At 39.8% G+C, this 18,717-nt stretch carries 16 protein-coding genes; 4 read left to right on the top strand and 12 right to left on the bottom strand.

Annotated elements, in window-relative coordinates; all coding sequences use genetic code 11:
- Nucleotides 1-119 precede the first annotated feature (119 nt).
- The gene (locus tag MR041_RS11160) at nucleotides 120-3,299 is read right to left on the bottom strand and encodes a cytochrome c biogenesis protein (RefSeq protein ID WP_242093921.1); all 3,180 of its coding nucleotides are present in this window, start codon (nucleotides 3,297-3,299) and stop codon (nucleotides 120-122) included.
- A gap of 143 nt (nucleotides 3,300-3,442) precedes the next feature.
- On the opposite strand from MR041_RS11160, the gene MR041_RS11155 reads away from it, so the two are divergent.
- Together MR041_RS11155 and MR041_RS11150 are read left to right on the top strand one after the other, a co-directional pair.
- The gene (locus tag MR041_RS11155) at nucleotides 3,443-4,180 is read left to right on the top strand and encodes a hypothetical protein (protein WP_242093919.1); all 738 of its coding nucleotides are present in this window, start codon (nucleotides 3,443-3,445) and stop codon (nucleotides 4,178-4,180) included.
- 17 nt (nucleotides 4,181-4,197) lie between these two features.
- Nucleotides 4,198-4,911, top strand: coding sequence for a hypothetical protein (locus MR041_RS11150; RefSeq protein ID WP_242093917.1), 714 nt, complete (start codon nucleotides 4,198-4,200; stop codon nucleotides 4,909-4,911).
- 115 nt (nucleotides 4,912-5,026) lie between these two features.
- On the opposite strand, the gene MR041_RS11145 is transcribed toward MR041_RS11150, so the two are convergent.
- The 8 genes from MR041_RS11145 to MR041_RS11110 form a co-directional block, all read right to left on the bottom strand.
- Entirely contained in the window at nucleotides 5,027-5,389 is a 363-nt protein-coding gene (locus MR041_RS11145; RefSeq protein ID WP_242093915.1) for a hypothetical protein, read from the bottom strand.
- Nucleotides 5,390-5,682: 293 nt separating this feature from the next.
- Nucleotides 5,683-6,756 (bottom strand): cytochrome c3 family protein, encoded by a 1,074-nt coding sequence (locus MR041_RS11140; RefSeq protein ID WP_242093913.1) that lies wholly within the window; start codon nucleotides 6,754-6,756, stop codon nucleotides 5,683-5,685.
- A gap of 27 nt (nucleotides 6,757-6,783) precedes the next feature.
- Entirely contained in the window at nucleotides 6,784-8,754 is a 1,971-nt protein-coding gene (locus MR041_RS11135) for a hypothetical protein (protein WP_242093911.1), read from the bottom strand.
- On the bottom strand, nucleotides 8,751-9,602 hold the full coding sequence (locus MR041_RS11130; protein ID WP_242093909.1) for a cytochrome c3 family protein: 852 nt from the start codon (nucleotides 9,600-9,602) through the stop codon (nucleotides 8,751-8,753). Before MR041_RS11130 ends, MR041_RS11135 begins: the two co-directional genes overlap by 4 nt.
- 32 nt (nucleotides 9,603-9,634) lie before the next feature.
- Nucleotides 9,635-10,702, bottom strand: coding sequence for a 6-bladed beta-propeller (locus MR041_RS11125; protein WP_242093907.1), 1,068 nt, complete (start codon nucleotides 10,700-10,702; stop codon nucleotides 9,635-9,637).
- Nucleotides 10,703-10,858: 156 nt separating this feature from the next.
- Entirely contained in the window at nucleotides 10,859-11,500 is a 642-nt protein-coding gene (locus tag MR041_RS11120; RefSeq protein WP_242093905.1) for a cytochrome c3 family protein, read from the bottom strand.
- A gap of 563 nt (nucleotides 11,501-12,063) precedes the next feature.
- Nucleotides 12,064-13,758: a cytochrome c3 family protein gene (locus tag MR041_RS11115; protein WP_242093903.1), complete on the bottom strand. Its 1,695-nt coding sequence runs from the start codon at nucleotides 13,756-13,758 to the stop codon at nucleotides 12,064-12,066.
- Complete coding sequence (locus MR041_RS11110) at nucleotides 13,755-14,774, bottom strand: 6-bladed beta-propeller (RefSeq protein ID WP_242094080.1); 1,020 nt, start codon at nucleotides 14,772-14,774, stop codon at nucleotides 13,755-13,757. Before MR041_RS11110 ends, MR041_RS11115 begins: the two co-directional genes overlap by 4 nt.
- A gap of 195 nt (nucleotides 14,775-14,969) precedes the next feature.
- Between MR041_RS11110 and MR041_RS11105 the strand changes: the two genes are divergently transcribed.
- Complete coding sequence (locus tag MR041_RS11105) at nucleotides 14,970-15,575, top strand: hypothetical protein (protein WP_242093901.1); 606 nt, start codon at nucleotides 14,970-14,972, stop codon at nucleotides 15,573-15,575.
- Between the two features lie 89 nt (nucleotides 15,576-15,664).
- Here the strand turns inward: MR041_RS11105 and MR041_RS11100 are convergent, their stop codons facing one another.
- Complete coding sequence (locus MR041_RS11100; protein ID WP_242093899.1) at nucleotides 15,665-16,882, bottom strand: glutamyl-tRNA reductase; 1,218 nt, start codon at nucleotides 16,880-16,882, stop codon at nucleotides 15,665-15,667.
- 82 nt (nucleotides 16,883-16,964) lie between these two features.
- Nucleotides 16,965-17,372, bottom strand: coding sequence for a c-type cytochrome (locus MR041_RS11095; RefSeq protein WP_242093898.1), 408 nt, complete (start codon nucleotides 17,370-17,372; stop codon nucleotides 16,965-16,967).
- A 200-nt stretch (nucleotides 17,373-17,572) separates the two neighbouring features.
- Here MR041_RS11095 and hemG point away from each other — a divergent pair, with 200 nt between their 5' ends.
- Nucleotides 17,573-18,100, top strand: a complete 528-nt coding sequence (gene hemG, locus MR041_RS11090) for a menaquinone-dependent protoporphyrinogen IX dehydrogenase (RefSeq protein ID WP_242093896.1) — start codon at nucleotides 17,573-17,575, stop codon at nucleotides 18,098-18,100.
- A 69-nt stretch (nucleotides 18,101-18,169) separates the two neighbouring features.
- Here hemG and MR041_RS11085 read toward each other — a convergent pair whose 3' ends face one another.
- The gene (locus MR041_RS11085; protein WP_242093894.1) at nucleotides 18,170-18,703 is read right to left on the bottom strand and encodes a YybH family protein; all 534 of its coding nucleotides are present in this window, start codon (nucleotides 18,701-18,703) and stop codon (nucleotides 18,170-18,172) included.
- Nucleotides 18,704-18,717 lie beyond the last annotated feature (14 nt).

Below are 18,717 nucleotides of genomic sequence, written 5' to 3'. Positions count from 1 at the left end.
GCATTCAATTTAAATGGATATATAGAATCAGAAATAAGATGCTTGGACCTGAATACAAAATGAAAAACCTTGCCCATTCTGAGCAAGGTTCAACACCATATATATATAAAACTTAAAAATTATTCCGGATACTGTTTTCTGTAATACCATTCTTTTAGTCCTGCTGCGGTAATAAAAACAATGATGGTTAAAATGGTAATCCATGCCCAGATGGGAAATACAGGTGTTTCGCCGCTGGCATAGGAGTGCATGCCTTTGGTAAAATAGTAGTTCACCCCAAAAAAGGTCATCAATACAGAGCCAAAACCAAATACAGCCGCAACATTAAAAATGTACTCGCCTTTTATTTTAGGGGCCAGTCGCATATGAAGGATGATGGTATACACAATGGTAATGACCAGTGCCCAGGTTTCCTTGGCATCCCATCCCCAATAGCGACCCCAGGATTCATTGGCCCAAACCCCTCCAAGGAAGGTGCCCACGGTGGCCAGTAACAGGCCAATGGTCAAGTTCATTTCATTGATATAGGTCAATTCCTTTATCATCAGTGACACCCGATTCCAATTTTTGGTGGTTTTAGTGAGATAAAGCCCCATGTTAAAAAGCCCGAGTATAAAGCCAAGGCCCAAAAAGCCATAACTTATGGTTAAGGTGGCCACATGAATGATGAGCCAGTAGGATTTGAGTACTGGTTGTAAATTGGTGAGTTGTGGGTCGTAATTGCTGTGTCCTGCCGTCATCAAGGTAAAGAAGGCAAGAAGAGCGGTTGCCGCCAAAGTGATTTTTGAATACCGCATGAAACAGAAGCCTGCAAGCAAACTGGACCAGGACACCAGGATCAGGGCTTCATACCCATTGCTCCAGGGGGCGTGACCGGAGAGATACCAGCGCATCCCCATGCCGTAAGTATGATATAAGAATGCAAGCGCAAGTATTCCTATCGCAATGTAAAGCACAGTGCTCAGAACCTTGTTGCTTTTTGTCCTAAGGTTATCGATAAAGGTGAGCAGGAGCAAAACGACACTCAATAAACCATAGACATTCTTTAGATTTTTAAAGATGTTGGATTTATTATAGCTGATTTCCTTCTTTATTTTAGCTTCGGACGGAATCACATTGGCGGTGGAATTCTGCCTCTGGATGCTTTTGATATAGCCAAGAATTTTATCGGCGCGCGTATAATCGGCAGTTTTAGTGGCCTCAATGAGTTCCAGGAAATAGGTCCTCATGATACCGGCATAATTGAATTGCGGTAGTTGCAGATCATCATTAATGATGCGAATTGATCCTGTTAGTGGTCTTTGTGCTGAGGGGTCTTCCCAGCTGACCCATTTGTTGTTCTTTGAATTTTGTACCGGAAAAATATCCAGCATATTACCCTGGGTGGTCATCATAAAGACCTCCAGCCGTTCATTCAGTTTAATCAGTTCCTTATCAAATTTATTGCGTTCGGCATCGGCCTTTCTGAAAGCGGTTTCGGCAAAATCGGCCAGCTTATAGGCGCCATTGTCATTAAAAAAATCATTAAACGAAGCATGTTTGCCTTTAATACCAATAATATCGGAAACGGCTTGTTCCCTGACGTAAATAATGTCCTGTGTCTTCCAGAATTCCGGGTTGAGTGGCATGTCCAGAAAGACCTGTATTAAACTCAGTTTACCCCGCTCCGGGATATCGAATACATCCTTTCTTGAGATCTTGTGCATGACATCAATAGCCAGTGTGTGCACAGGTTCGAATCGACCTTCAAAATTCTGGACCACAAGTTCCCCGAATTGATCGGCATGGGCCTCGGTTACTGAATAGGGGCTGGCATCATGTTGATGATCCTGGTGTGCCTGTTGTGAAAATAATGCCCCGGAGAACACTAAAAACAGTCCATTAATGAGCAGTGCTTTTCTGCGCGCCCGGGCTTGCCTTATCATGCCCATCAAACTCCAGTATCTTGAATTCCTGTTAAACAGGGTCCATATAAAACCAATGATCATTAAGGCATAGCCTAAATAGGTGATCATGGTGCCCCAGTAATCATGGTTCACGGAAAGTACTGTTCCTTTTTCATCCTGATCGTAGGAGGACTGGAAAAAACGATAGCCCTCATAGTCCAGAACATTGTTCATGAAAATGCGATGGTCCCTGGTAATGCCTTTATTTTGGTCGATGAGGGTTACTTCACTCGCATAGGAGGACGGACTCATCGAGCCGGCATAGCGTTCCAATTCAAATTTCCTGAGTTGCAATGCAAATGGTAAGGTGATTTTTTTCGCACCATAAGCCAGTTTCAGGCTCAGGTCGTCCAAAGGCACCTCCACATAATTTTCCATATAGCCGGAACCACCGAGTACGGTCACCTCCTGTGTTTTTCCATTAAGGCTAACATCTAAGATCAAGGCGCTGGGTCGTCTTTCATCATCGTCGGCTTCCACATAGGCTATAGCCGTATTCCGGAATACCTTGTTCAGCACAACCGCCATTCCGGTACCTAATGGCTCGTATAAGGTCATTTTAGTAAATTCGCCCAGGCTGTCTTTTGGGATCAGCCCTGCCTCCATATCGGGCATGCGCGATGTTTTGATATCGCCGGCAAAACTTACACGTAATTCATCGGGCGTCCCAGTGATCATCAAACCATCTGGTCTTGAGGCATTGTTAAAGGAGACCGGAAAATTGTGAACAAACTCCACAGCTCCGTGTTTTAAGGTAATGTCGTCCTGATGCCCATCGACACGTAATGTAAGTTCAAGCATTGCAAAACCTTTTTCCGATTCAACATAAGATTCCTTCGCGTTTCTGATCAGGTCTTTGTAACGAATCGAAACAGTGCCTTTTTCTTCGGTTTCCACCTTAATTTGAAAGGTGTTGTCGCCGATCATACTCAGGTTCATTTCCTTATCAAAGTAGTAGTTCTTAGAACCATCCGATGCCCTGACATTTAAGTAGTTCAGGTTGCTGTAAATGAAATTGGAGGAGGCCCCTTCACGAATATGCATCATGCCTTCAAAACCGATGTATCGGGTTACGCCTGCACCAATGATGATAATGATAAAGGCCGTATGGAACAGAAACCCGGAAAATCGTTTCCACGTAAGCAGCTGGTAGCGCTGTACACTGCCAATAAAATTAAAGATCATTAAAAGCATCAGTACTTCAAACCATTTGGCATTATAGATCAACAATTTGGCGGTTGCAGTATCATAGGAGTTTTCTATAAAAGTGGCAACGGCCAATGCCAGTGCAAAAATGACCAAAAGCCCTAAAGTGGTTCTGGGAGAGTATATGATTTTTAATAATTTTTTCATGATGAGTCTTATGCATTTGTATTGATTCAGTATCAAAATTACTACAATACACCATAACTGTAGATGACATTTGTCAGCTATTCTAAGCTATATTATGGCTATTTTTGTTTTATCTTTAAAGTCAATTTAAATAAGAAAACAGAATGAAAATAGCTTTAAATTCAATAATCGTACTCGTACTTTTATTCTCGTGTAAAGAGGGAAAAGAAACTACAAAAGTGTCGACAAAGCCTGAAATCCATAAAGGTGTGGTTCAGGAGGTGCTTCACGTTAAGGACTATACCTATGTCCGCATGTTGGAAAATGATCAGGACCTGTGGTTGGCGGTTCCCCTTACCAATGTTGAGAAGGGCGGTACTTATTTTTACAGCACATCCATGGAGATGAAGAATTTTGAGAGTAAAGAGTTGAACCGATCCTTTGAGACCATTTATTTCATTGAAAGGATAAGTACTACCGAGGAGGGGGTGACCTCCCCTATAAGAACAAATCCGCATTCGGCAACTATGCGGGGCGATCAGCAATCTACAGCCGGCCAGGCAACCAAGCCGGTTATTGATAAAAAAGAGGTCAATGTACCGGTTACAGAGAATACCATCAGGATTTCCGAATTATTTAAAAACAGGGATACCTATAATAATAAGGTGGTCAGGCTAAGGGGACAGGTTACCAAATACAACCCGGCCATTATGAATGTCAACTGGCTGCATATTCAGGACGGTACAGATCACAATGGTGAATTTGATCTCACGGTGACCTCTAGCTCAACGGCAAAGGTTGGCGATGTGGTTACCGTGGAGGGCACAGTATCTTTGAACAAGGATTTTGGAGCCGGCTACACTTATGACGTCATTATCGAAAATGCCAGTATCTCAAAATAAACTGTAACTCCAACACGATGAAAATAGTAAGAACCGTATACACTTTAATCGTATTTCTAATGGGCTTAAATGTCCTGGCACAGGACCCACACGCGGAAAGCGGATTAAAGAAGGTCATCGTTCAGGAGGTCATCCAGGTGTCTTCCTATACCTACCTGCATGTCTTGGAAGGGAGTGAAAAGAGATGGATTGCGGTCCCCACGGTGGAGGCGAGTGTAGGAGAGGTCTATTATTATAAGGGCGGTATGGCCATGCCCAATTTTCATAGTAATGAACTGAAGAGAACCTTTGATTCGGTGCTTTTTTTAGGGTCCATCACCAGTGCCGATGCGATTGATTTGGATAAGGGTATGGTCGATCCCGATGTGGCAAAGGAAGATCTGGCACCTGAGAAGCAAGCTACCTTAAACAGATTGGAACTGAACATAGCGCCTGTTGAAGGGGGTATTCGTATTGCCAGCCTCTTTGAAAAGGCTGCACAATATGCCGGTAAACACGTCAAGGTGGTCGGCGAAGTTACCAAGTTCACGAGTAATATCATGGGCAGGAACTGGATCCATTTTCAGGATGGGACGGCCTATGACGGTAACTACGATCTAATGGTCACCAGCCAGGAGAAAGTGTCGGTAGGCGATGTGCTGGTGTTTGAAGGGGTTGTTGCCGTAGACAAGAATTTTGGTGCGGGTTACGTCTATAAGGTCATTATGGAAGACGTGGTTCCCGTGGAGTAAAACCAAGACAGGATTAATAGCAAATTGAAAAGCACTGTTGCCAGACAACAGTGCTTTTTTGCTTTAAACGGTTATGTAAAAAACCTGTATTAAAGTAATAACTCCAGTACTTCTTTTAATCATTAACGGATGCAGTTGCGTTTGAACCTAAATAAGGTGTAACTCTAAAGGTGTTCATTGCTATTTCTTCACCAATTGTTTTATAGTCCGGAGCTCTGCTCAACTCTCTTTTTGGTTCATCCATTTCATACAATACGTACTCATAATCCTGATATTCTACGGCCAATCTTAAAAAGTTACATTCAAATCGCGTGTTGGAAACTCTGGTCCATATCTCCTCATTCAAGAGCTTTTTTGAAGGCTTAAAGGAGTAAAATTCTTGTTGGCCTTGCTTTGTTAATAATTTACTGTCATTTGATTTTTGGGAAAATGAATTGGTTGTATATGCAATAGCACATATTAGAAGTAGGTTTTTCATGAAACATTTGGTTAGCTAATATATAAGACAGGGGGCATTTTATATATTATTGTTACATCTTAAATTTTTGTTTTAAAACCTTATAGAATTTCAAAATGTTCTATATCAGTTGGGTTATTAATAGGTTAAACATAGGTAAAAAAAACTAATAAAAAAAAATAAATTTGCATTTAATCTGAATAAACATGCATTTCATCGAACTTTTAACTATAAATGGGTTGTAAAAAAAATCGGCTCAAAGCCGATCTTTTTTACAAACACAATAGCATGAAACAGGTTTAATTTCCCCAGTCTTACTCCCTGGCATAGTGCTGCTCTTTATGGCAGCCCGTGGCACAGGTCCCCCCGTTGTCGTTTTCAATATAATTTAGTGGCATATCCCAGCGGCCGAATTTAACCGTTTCGGCTATCAGTTTGCTGTTATTGGCAGCGTGTACATCATGACAGTTTGTACAATTGCGCCCTTTGACCTTGTTGACATGCACATAATGCAGATTGCGATCCCCCTGTCGGAACTCCGTCCCTATGGTGGTGGTCTCCACGTTCAAGAGGTCGGTATCATGGCATTGAAAACAGAGGGCAAAATTATCCTCTATGCCTTCCACATAATTACCCAGGGTAAAGGCCTCTTTTAATAAGAGTTCCAGTTCTGATATATGGGGGCTGTGACAGCCGGTACAGGTCTTGCCCAGTGCCCGGTGCTCATGGGTGCTTTCGCTCAGGTGCTTTTCGATGTTGGCAAGAAGGGCACCATCCTCCTTCTTAATGATCTTGTTATGACAGCTCAGGCACAGTTCCCTGTTATTACCCACCAGGAGCCGTCTTTGGGTGGAGGCATGAGGGCTATGGCACTGCAGACAGGCTTCACCGGTATAGGAGGCGGTATGGACTGATGTTGCAGTGGCCCTGTTATCATCAAAATCGCTGTGGCAGAAGAAGCAGAGATCCGGGGCCTGGGTAAATACCAGTTTTGGATCGTTGGAACTATGTACTTCATGGCATTCAGAACATTCCCCGTTCTTGGCAGGTTTATGAACGTATTTCAGGCTGAATTGCTCCGCGATCTCGGTATGGCAGGAATAGCAGAGTTCGGCCCCTTCGGCAAAAAAGGTAAAGGCCGATACATCTTCTACAGGGTGCGCCTTACCATTGGGCTCATGACAAATGGTACAGTCCGTGGCCGTGGGGCCATGCAGAATGTCCTTTTTGACCGTGCGCTTATGACAGTTCTCGGTGCAACTATTAGATGTAACATGTTGTGCCGGCAAAGACAGACCCAGTAGCAATAAAAGACCAGCCAAAATGAGTTTTGAGGCCGATAGGAGTTCATTGTGGTGCTGTTTTGGTTTGTTGTTCAAGGGTTTCATGATGATTGTTTTTATTTTTATTATGCTTTAAAATTTTCTCGACAATTGAATGCTGCCTCCAAAAAAATTGGAGTCTAAATTGTTATAAGATCTTTTGAAATAATTAAGATTAGTCTTTAGTATTAATTTGTTAATTCGGGTTATATACTCCAATCTTCCTGTTAACCAACCTAAATCGAGGTCATCGACTTGCTGGCTTCTGTAGGTGATATTTAAGTTTAAATTTGCACTGTTATTAAAGAAATAAGATATGTTTCCAGATAAAAAATCAAAAAATTGTGTTCGTCCTTCTTCAACAATCATCAAATAATTAGACCTTTGATAACTCATGTCAAATCTTGTTCTTTTTTTAAATCTGCCATTTAAATTTGCATAATAATTCAATAATTTAAATGGTACAATATTACTGTCAAAATCATCATATTCGATGCCGCCGGTAATAAAACCAAAGTCTAATTTACCACCATAAACGTGTCGATTGAAAAAGTCTAACTTAAAATATTGTAAAACCTTTGGGTCTTTGTATTTTCTATTTGAAAAGTTATAGTATAATTGGAAAGTATTAGTTAACATTTCAAGAGCTATTTTAAAATTCATGGAATTGTTAACGAGTTCAAAATTTTCAGGTTGTATAAATGTATAATCTATTAAAACACTAGTGTTATTCGGTATCAATCCTCCTGGAACTCTTTTTATCTCAATAAAATCACCTAAAGTAATTAGAATATAATCTAGGTTTTCCTGATAGATTATTGTTCCCTGCGTATCCTTCACGACAATACTTTCTATATTGACATTTGAATTTTCAATAATACTGACCTGTTCATCTGAAATGTAATAAGATTCATCAAACACATTTAAAGTCGAGATCTCTCCGTTTCTATTAATAATAGAATTCCGGTATTGATAATTTATCCTTAATTTACTATTAAGAGGGATATTTTTGTTGTAGTTGATATTAAACCCAAAATTCCAATTGGTCTGGTTAAAAAATGAGTGATTTTGATTTCTGAAATCAATATTTATGTTTGTATTTAGGCTTTCGTATAATTTATGATTTATTGAACCATTAACTTGATGGTTATTTTCCGTTATATTATTTGTATTTAGCTGTGTATAAATGAAATTTGATCTAAAGTCCAACTGATGAGGCAATTCCAAAAAAAGATTGTTATTTAATGAAAATAAATTCCTACTACTGTTTTGGGTCTCAAAATCGTAATAATTTACTCTTGTTCTCATATTTCCATCTCTTCTATTGGTTAGCTGCACGATGTTTTCTAAAGTATAGTTATCGATATTGCTCTTTATGATAGATTGAAATGTGCTATCCAATATACTATTCTTGAAAAGAGTTTTTTCCAAGTTTAAGATTGTTTCGCTCCTTTTACCATATTTTCGTGACACCCGACCTTCAATAGTTTCTTCTTCTCTTATAATATTTCTCTTGGATTGTAATTCGAGTTGGTCCTGTTTGGTGTTGGAATATCGTACCGATGCTGGGGCAACCTTATTGTTTAAACTTAAAATACCACCATAGTTTTCGCTTACGGATTTTATACTTATATAATTTTCTCTATTAGAATAGTTTTCATAATTATTATAAAAGGCATTAAAATTATAGTTTAAGCGTTTAAAAAAGAGCGCATTAGCTCTTATAAATTTTGAGCTATTATTGATGGAATAATCAGGCCTTACTAATTCCTGAAATTTACCCACTTGCGGTTCATAGCCACCTGAAACGTCAAGACTTAGCAAATTGGGGTGGTACATATAGGATCTAGTAAATAATGACAGCCCCCCAGAAACCATTGAATTTTGCACTTCGTTATTTTCGCCACTAAGGATGTTATCTCCATAGTTGTAGTTGCCTGAAAGCCTGACTTCCCCCGAAAGAGCTGTTATTTTCCATATGGAGGGCTCAAATTTATAATATTGAGAATAAACCATAGCACAACAAAACAATATAAAACAAGTTACAATCCTTAACTTTTTCATGAGTCTTTTTTTAAGTTAAGAGTTAAGTATTGATTATTGCTTAAATGAGGGTCATGGCAACGTGTACACATCTGCTTTTTGTTAGCTAGGTGGGGTTCTGATTTAATAATATCAGAGGTCTTATGGCAATTTAAGCATAGATTATTTCCTTGTATAATGAGTAAATTCTCCGATGACGAATCATGATTTGAATGACAGAGATTGCACTCTCCAGCAGCAACTGGGCCATGAACAAACTGATACTCATTAACAGGTTTTTTATTCTCATGACAATTAAAACATGTTTCTTTTTGCAATATAAATTTATCATGTCCCCCATGCGGGTTATGGCATTTGGTACAACTTTCTTCGGTAATATTTAAATGTATGCCCTTACCTGTGATGGATTCTTCTTCATGACAATTTAAACACAAATTCCGTCCTTCAATAACCAATAGGTTTTCAAATTTTGATTGATGTGGACTATGGCACATGGTGCATTGGCCCGAAGACACTGGGCCATGCAATGCCGGATATTGTCTTTCTATAGGTTCATGACATTGGTAACAAAGTTCTGGAAGGTCTAATTTTGGTTTCCCCATTGCACCTCTATCATGACAGCTACTGCACTCCTTTTTTGCATAAGGTGGATGTTTATAAAAATCAGGTTTTGTTAATCTAATATTATTTTCAGTACTATCAATGGAATTATTTGTACTATCAATATTAACTACAATAACCTCATTGGGATCTGGTACTCCATCAAACAAAAAAGATCTTATTCTATATGCCGAAGTTGGAGAACAGGCATATACAATTAACATTAAAAGAAAAAAAGATTGGTAATATTTAAATGCCCTTTTAAACACATGTAATTTTTAAATGCAAATTTTAGTAGAATTTAAATCTCCTTTTTTAATTCTACACGACCGTAAACATTTAATTTATGAGGGCCAAATTGGTTGATTACAAAAATTAAATATTTTAAATCGTAATTGGGATCAACATATTGAATAAACTTGCTCACATTATAATCTATAGCGATACTTGTTGGTAAATACATACCTCCTAAATCTCCTGTTGGACCTCCAAAAAATAATAGTAATTCTCCCTCTTCGTTGAATATTTGAACATTGTGAAAACTGGCATCAACGACATATATATTGCCCTCGTTATCAACAGCAACACCTTTGGGGCGTATAAATTGGCCCATATTCGTACCAAAAGACCCGATACTCTGAATGTATTCCCCTTTATGAGAAAATATTTTTACATTCCCCGATCCCATATCGCTCACATATATCTTGTCTTCTGAGACATGAATGTTAGTTGGCATATAAAGCCAATGATCATCTCCCTCTTCGGCTTTAGGTAAATAATATAAGAACTTTTGAGTGTTACGATTATACACATTAATACGGTTGTTCTTTGAATCGCAAACCCATAGTTTGTCACCATTCACTGCTATATCTGAAGGAGCGATGTTCTCTTTTTTGCCAAACTGCCCTAAATAATTGGAGTTATTATCATAGAGCATTATTTTTTTCTCACTGATATCAACCACGTAGAGAGTACCATTTTCATCCAAACAAGCGTTTACCGGAGTTTTTAATTTACCAAGCCCCTGGGGTACAAAATATTTGAACCTGCTGCTTTCAAGATCAATGATGTCCATCCCTTTTATACCAATATCGCTAACATAAATTTTATTGTCGAAAAATTCCACACCATATGCTTTTTTTATGCTAAGTGGTAATGCATCACCAATAATGGCCTTACTGAATTTTGATTGTTTGTTTTCTATGCTTAACGAATTACTGAAATAGGTTAAAAATTGTACTTTGGCAGAATCTGCTATTTCAGGATAATATACTTTTGGTTTTATGTTGGCTGCAATTTTAGGAGAGCAGGAATTTAACGCAAGAATAGTAATTATGACTAACCCCAATGATGTAAAAAAAGATTTCATATCTTTTTAATTTGATGTATTATATATGCTTTGAATACAGATAAAATTACAATTCCTGTATAGCTTAAACTATGACAAACATCATGATTATGCGTCGATTTATTCATAAAAAAAGGGCGATTTAATATCGCCCTTTTTCAGTATAAAAAATTTTTATTATTTGATATGACAAGTTAAGCACATATCACTACCTGCGTTACTGGCTGCCAATAATTTAGAACCACCATCAATGTTAGCTGAATTATGTACATCGTGGCACGAAGAACATTCTACGGTACCTTGTGCGCTTAATCTCTCACTGGCTGTAGCGACGGTATGAAGTCCACCATCAGCTGATATTAAGTTAGCATTATAGTCAATAGAAATTGGATGCTCATCAGCTCCACCATTTCTAACTGCCCAGGCTGCTATATCAGTCATTGTAGTTGTAGCTACACCAGTGTAATCCAATTTTGATACGCCATCATGGCAGGTTAAACACAATAAAGATACTCCAGAAGGTGTTGCTGTATAAGCAGCTCCTGTACCATCAGTATCTGTACCTGTATCATCCGCATTAAAAGTAGGTGATGTGTACGCAGCAAATGCACCAGCTGTAGTAGCTCTGCTCCATAATGGTACAACAGCAGTTACATCGCCCTGGTGAGGTGAGTGGCAGGCATTACAAATCTCACCACTAGAAGCATCATTCCATGCAGCTCCACTAAAGTCATGCAATGTTCCTGTAATTTGAGCAAATGCGACTGTCGCGAACAATGCAAGTGCCAGAGTTAATAATAAAGATTTTGTTGTTCTCATAGTACTTAAATTTAAGTTTTGTATATATACATTTATGTATTAAAAGATTGTTAATTAATTCTAATTAATATAACTAGGATACCAACAAAAAATCATGACAAAAGTCATGTTTTACCGCCTTCGACACTTTTAATATTATTTTTATAATAAGCCTTGTAAAGCATAGAAAATGAAGAACTTACAGACAATAATCAAAACCTTCGAGCGACATATTTTTTTAGTCAAAAAATCACTATTTTTAATAATAGTGTAATATATTGATTATCATTAGATTACATTATTTAGAATATATTTAAATAAGCATAAAAAACCACCAATTCTTCTAGACAACCACTGAATTCTGCGAAAATTTGAATACCATACCTCAATGCTTAAACGGTTTATATACAAACTTTTAGACATTGGAATATGATACAATATAGTATCTTTAGGCATACGCTTGTATTGCGTCTATTTTGCTACTTGTCTCAAAGGTGGGTCTAACGCGATATAAGACCATTTTTGACGCTCTCGTGTGCTGATCCTTCTCAAGGGGTTACGGTGCCATTTCTGAGTCGAATCCTCTAATAATCAGAACCCTCGGCGCTATGGGTATAATTGATCACTCCGCGGGGATCATGACAGGTCATAAAACATTTTTTCTGATCGAGATCGATCATACGGCCATTGATGGGGTTGGGCTGGATGACGCTACGGTCGAAATTGATGCCATAGCCATTTTCAGATAATGTACCGCCTTCATAACCGTGAGGGTCATGGCAGGTATTGCAACCAATGATCTCCATAAAATGCCCTTCACTTATTTGAGCATGAATATCTGTTACGATATTAATATTATGACATTCAAAACAAAGTGTGAAATTACTTTCTAATAATGCTGGCCATGCTTTTCCAAGTGATGGTGTTTTATCTAAATTATAATTGGCTTTTAAAATTCTGGGATAAATAGAACCATGGGGTCCTTTGCTAGCATTTTCACCATTACTGGCATGGCAAGAGGAACAGTAAATTTGACTGATTGCATTATAAGGAAGGATCAATCCTCTTGGGTTAAGGTTTTTACCTTTCTCAATAACAGGGTGCATTGAGATGTTGTTGGGGTTAAAATCGATTCTTGTATTAGAAGTCCCTAGATATCGTGTGGTATATTCAGTTGTAACTGGATTATCGCTATGACATTTAAAACAGATTTCATATTCGTTCAGGGCAGGATTTACCTCCATACCGGACCTGCTTATCCCTTTGACACCGAGATTAGCTCCTTTTACCAAAGGCGCCTCTGACTCGTTCGAGTTTGTGGCATGTGCATTGTGACAATCTGCACACTCTATGTGTTTCGTCTTATAAAAATTAGATTCCATAGGGTCGTGAATGCCCGTGTAGGCATAGACATCATGTCTGAAAGGTTTCAGAAATTCGGCTTGTATATCTTTATCTGATGTATTTCCGTTATGGCAATCCAGGCAGTTATCTTCTTCGGCTACCCGCTTTAATAAACGCTCTTTTCCGGCTGCATTATGGGTATCATGACAGTTGGAACAGCTATTTTGTGACACCGTGTTGAAAGGGGAGTCCAAATGAGACCATGGGTTGGGTGCAGTTCCATTCCATGTATTTAATGCTGTATTATGACTGCTATTGTCCCAATAATTGACATCATGACAAGTAAAGCACAATTCGGAAAACTCGTTGCTGCGCTTTAAAAAATTCCCTTCCAGATCTTTATGGGAATCATGGCAGGACGTACACTGCAATTTTCCATTATAGTCTAATACATGAGTCTCAAGAGTAAAGGGGTCTTTAAGTTCACCATCGGTTGTCGCTAAAGCAGCATCATAGATAAATGATATGGGATGGTCGTCAGACAGATCGGTACCCAGGTTTCCCCGTTGTGTCATGCTATGGGCAAAGGACATGCTATTAGGGTTTTTATAGGTGTTGCCCAGGGCCACGGTACCGTCATGACAGGACAGGCATAAGATGGATGTTCCGTCTGGCTGACCCGGTTTTGCATCTAAAGTAGAGCTATTGTATAAGGTGTAGATTGCTCCAGACCGTCCACGATTCCACAACGGTGCTTTAGGGTTACTGCTATGGCTTGTATGGCAGAAGATACAAACTCTTGAATCGTCCATGGTTTTTACCACTCCTTTGCCTGAAGCGGATAGATTGTGCCTGGATTGAGAAATACCCTGCCCCACAACCTTGTTAACAGGGATTAGCATAAAAATTAATATGAATATTACCAGCTGCTTCATTGTGAATAATTCAATTCAAATACTTGTATCCGTGAGTTATAACTGTCGGCTATATAAATAAAGTCCCGGTCATCAATAAAAATGCCGGATGGCATCCAAAATTCTTCAGTACGGCTACCCTGTGTACCAAACTGGTATAAATAATTACCGTTGATATCAAAAATCTGCACCGTATGAAACAGGGCATCCACCACATAGATGTGTCCGTAACTATCCGTAGCGATGCCTTTTAGACTCGCAAAATACCCGGTACCATTCCCATTTTCACCAAACATGGAGATAAATTGACCCTCGGCATCAAAAATTTGAATGCGGTAATTAAGCGCATCCACCACATAGGCATGGCCATTGTTATCGATCCACAAGGAGGTTGGATAATTAAATTGGCCCTTGCCGGTACCCCGATCACCAATGGTTTTTACTGCTAAACCATTTTGATCAAAAATTTTTATCTGGTGGTTTCCCGTTTCCACGACCCAAATCTGACTGTTGATTTCGTTAAAGGCAATACCCGTAGGCTGAGTTAGCTCCAGCTCAACATTAAGTTCTGAAACCTGCCTCCGGTCTGCTGAAAGGACAAAGATTTTATTGAGTTTGGAATCGGTGAACAAGATCCGTTGGTCCGGTAACCGACAGGCACCGACCAGTGAGGGATAATAGCTGTTCGCCTTTCGCAGAAATTTTGGGACTTCAATTTGGTTCTCTTTAGCAATAAAGAGGGTACCATTACCCTGATCGAAGACGACGCATTCCGCATCGTCAAAACCAATCACCTGGACAGGTTTTTGCAGTGTCATGACATCACTTTTTCCAAGGAGCAAACGTTTAAACCAGCCTTTTCTTGTGGCTTTGGTATCTTCTTTCAGCGGTGGAATCTGATTGACCCATTGGACCCCTTTAGATTCTATTAAATCCAGTACATCGACATAGGTCGTGTCCTGGGATGGAACACTGTTCACACAAAACAGCATCAACCCCATCATTAGAATACGCCTATTTCTGGTAATGAATGTCATCACAGTTTAAGTCAAACCCTAAACCTGCATCACGGCAGGATGTAAGGGTGGCATCTCAACAAATTTAAGCTATTGTGCTTAGTAAAATGGTGATAATTGTCATATTACAGCTTGTGGAATTATTATAAATTGCAGCCATAAAGAGGAGTTGTTTTTAATAATATAAAAAAAGGGCAGTGTCCCGAATTTATTTTTATGAGGGCTTTATTCGTGTGGTTCATTCTATCGGGGTTCTGTGTTCAGACCCATGCACAGGAGGATGCCCTGAAACTTTTGGAAAGCCCTGTGGTTAAGATGATGATCAATGGCGCATTGGATAAGAACGAATGGTCGGATGCCCGGGAACTCACGTTAAAAAAAGATGGAGACCATGAAGTACGCGTCCTGATCAAATACAACAGGGAGCACCTCTGTGTGGCCTTTACCAATCTGACCAACTCCGACGGGATTAACCATAATGCGGAGGTCCTTATCGGCACCAAAATTAAGGACACCAGTTGGAATGCGAATTGCTATTGGTTTCATTCCTCGTACAGCAACTGTTCTGCAGTGGGGCTCTATTATTTCTGGGAGGATTGTACATCAGAACCTGTAGGTTGGGCCGCCAATACCTTCCCCTTTAGCAACGGGAACAACAATATGGAATTCAGGATCAGCTTCTCTAAACTGAACATAAATCCTGCAAAAGGCCTACAAATAAGAATGGCCTTCAAGATTAGTAATCCTTTGGAAGAACAGGCCTACTGGCCTGAGAATGCTTCGATTGCAGATCCGTCAACCTGGGCAACGGTTGCCTTTTAAATATAAAAAGATGTTTATCGACCATAAAAAAGGCGACCCTATAATCGGGATCGCCTTTGTCGAGTTAGTCAAAAGATCAAATTACACTTTCAATCCATATATTTAGCAACCTGTTCGGAAATTACCATGTCCATTTTTGATGGCGATAGGAACGCCTTTGGTTTGCTCATGAGTTTGCGCATCACCTCGTTGGTGACGGCTGTTATTTTTTCCTTTTCGTCTATATCTGCGAAATAGGTGTTTACCTTTTTAGCTACCTTTATTTTATATTCCGCCAGTAATTTCCTCAGCGGCGCTTCATGCAGCCAATCACAGTACTCGGATAGTTCGTGGGCAATAATTCGATTCACCTCTTCTATGGCGGAAATACGCTGTTCCTTTGCCTCATTCAGATCTTCGGATATGGCATCCAGATCATAATATCGGATGTGATCTTGATTAGCCAAAACCCTGTCAATACAACCCTGTACGGATAAATCGATAAGCATCACCTTTTGTCTGCCCTGGGGTATCCTTCTGATAAGATTCTCAGAATGGCTTACGGCCCCGATTATGACATCAAAATCCTCCAGGGCATTGTCCTGAAGCCGGTTCCAGCCAAATACCCCGGCATGGTAGACCTCGGCCAGGTCCTTAGCTCGTTGTTCCGTGCGATTCGTAACATAAATGTTTTTGAAGTTGAACTTCGAATTGTACTTGAACAATTGTTTCACAATATCGCCGGCACCCACAAAAAGGATTTTAACATGCTCAAGTTGGTCCCGGTCGAAGGACTCTTTGATCAGTTTTAACGATTTGTAGGCCAAAGAGGTCGTCCCATCTCTGAAGTGGGTTTCGTTACTGATGCGTTTATGACACCTGAAGGTCGACTGTAATGCCCGCTCCAGCAAGGAACCCTGTAAACGATGGGCTATGGTAAACTGATGGGCCTTTTTAATCTGATGAATGATCTCGGCATCGCCTAACACGGACGATTCCAGACCTGATGCCACTTGTAACAGGTGATTGACAGTGCTTTGCGTGTCATCACTTAAACAAAATAGCTGGTCGTCTATCCCTGAACTCTGGTGGCCTCTGAAGGATAATAAGAAGTTCCGCATTACGGATGCAGAGGTCGTAAGGGATTCAAAATAGAGCTCCGTCCTGTTGCAGGTGGCCAGCAGCATCAATCCTGAGATATCAGTAAATTCTTTTCTTATGATATTTAATAATCCAATTTTTTGTTCGTTTGAGAATTGATAATGGGATCTTTGGGTAACGCTGGCTGTTATATGTGAGATACTTATATAGCGTAAGATTTTATCCATAAATAGTAATTCTAATTAATAGTTACAGATCTGATTTGCTTCGTTCATAGGTATTTAAAGATAACTTCAAATAGAGGATAAACTAAAGACTTCTTAAATAGTTAACGATGAGCCAACGATCCTGTTCATCCGGAATTTTTTTCTCAAAACCTGGCATGTCATCCCTTCCAATAATCATTTTGTAGTAAAGAGAGCCATCAGATTGCGCTTTGAAAGCATCGCTGGTAAAATCCCCGCAGGAGGTATCTAAACCGTCAGCTTTGGGACCGTCGCCGAGTCCTTTGGATCCATGACATGATTTACAGTGCTTGGAATATAAGGTACGGCCAATTTTATCCGCATCCGCGTCGGAAGCATAGGGATTTTCCATCTTTTCAAATTTAGCAGGAACCTCCCATGGATCCTGATCATTCGATATTTTAAGGGTCATTGAAAGCATGACATAGCTGCCTATGAGTAGTAATGCGATAATAAAAAATCTATTTTTCATAGTGTTGTGATATTAATTCGAACTAAATTAGAATCTTTAATCCTAATTTTTTATGACATATGTCATGTTATTTCCTATAGGTTACCGTTTAATATTTTAAAAAAACAGAACAAATGTTCTGTTTTTAAAACAATCCAAATTGTAATTTTGAATTCAGATTGCAGGCCTTAAGGCAAAAACCCTTAAATGCGCATAACCAAATGAAACAAAAAACCCTAATGTTATATTCATCGGTAGATGGACAAACGCTTAAAATTTGTAATCAGCTCAAAGAGGTATTCAAGCAGCACGATCAGGACCTTGATCTGCAGGCTATAGACGATTTTGATAAAGATATCACCAAATATGACAAACTGGTTATTGGCGCCAGCATCCGGTATGGCGTGCATAATAAGAGCGTCATCGATTTCATTAACCATCATAAGACACAGCTGGATGCCATGAAAACGGCTTTCTTTTCCGTCAACCTCGTGGCGCGCAAACCGGAGAAGAATGCACCGGACACCAACCCCTATGTCATCAAATTTTTCAAGACCATAGATTGGAAACCGACCGTGGTAGAGGTATTCGCCGGGAAACTGGACTATAAGAAATACGGCTTTTTCGATAGAACCATGATCCGGTTCATTATGTGGATGACCAAGGGACCGACAGACCCCAGTGTTCAAATAGAATATACCAACTGGGACCGGGTGACCGCCTTTGGTAAACGACTAACGGAACTGTAGTGCAGTGAACAGAAATTGTTGAAGGGGATTAGGGATCATATGCAGTCCCATAACTACGAAGTGTATTTATTACAAGCCTTCCAGCTGCCTTTTGTAGTCCTCCGCATCATAGGTGCCAATTGACTTTTGGACAAGCCCTTCATCGTTCATCGTCCATTCTTCGAACCCGCTGAAATCAACTGAATTTCCAGTACCACCGGGACCGGTGTTGGTCCCTTTAAAGGTCCAGTAATATCTGTAGGAGTCCTTATATACAGTTAAACTGTCCATGGTCAATGCCATGTCCGGAAAGGCCTCCATATAGGATCGGGCCGTTTCTGCCAGCTCTTGTCTTCCCACTGCCGGGCTTCCGTTATTTACGGTAAGCATGCCGTCCTCAGCATAGAATGAGGCCATCTTTTCCGGTTGTTTGCTATTCCAGGCCTCCGTATACTGCTGCCCGAATTCAACCATTTTGTCGTATTCCGAATGCGGGGACCTGCATCCTGTTATTAGGGTAAATAGGAGGATAAAGCGGATGGCAAAGGAACCCGTATACCTCGGGTAGGCGCAACGCGCCATCCATTTCCTGGGAGCTGGACTATTATGTAAACACTTGAACATCTTATGTTAATTTT

The organism is Aestuariivivens sediminicola, from assembly GCF_022662015.1.
Lineage (GTDB): Bacteria > Bacteroidota > Bacteroidia > Flavobacteriales > Flavobacteriaceae > Aestuariivivens > Aestuariivivens sediminicola.
Note: the sequence above shows the minus strand (reverse complement) of the source record. Positions and strands in the feature narration are given on the sequence as shown.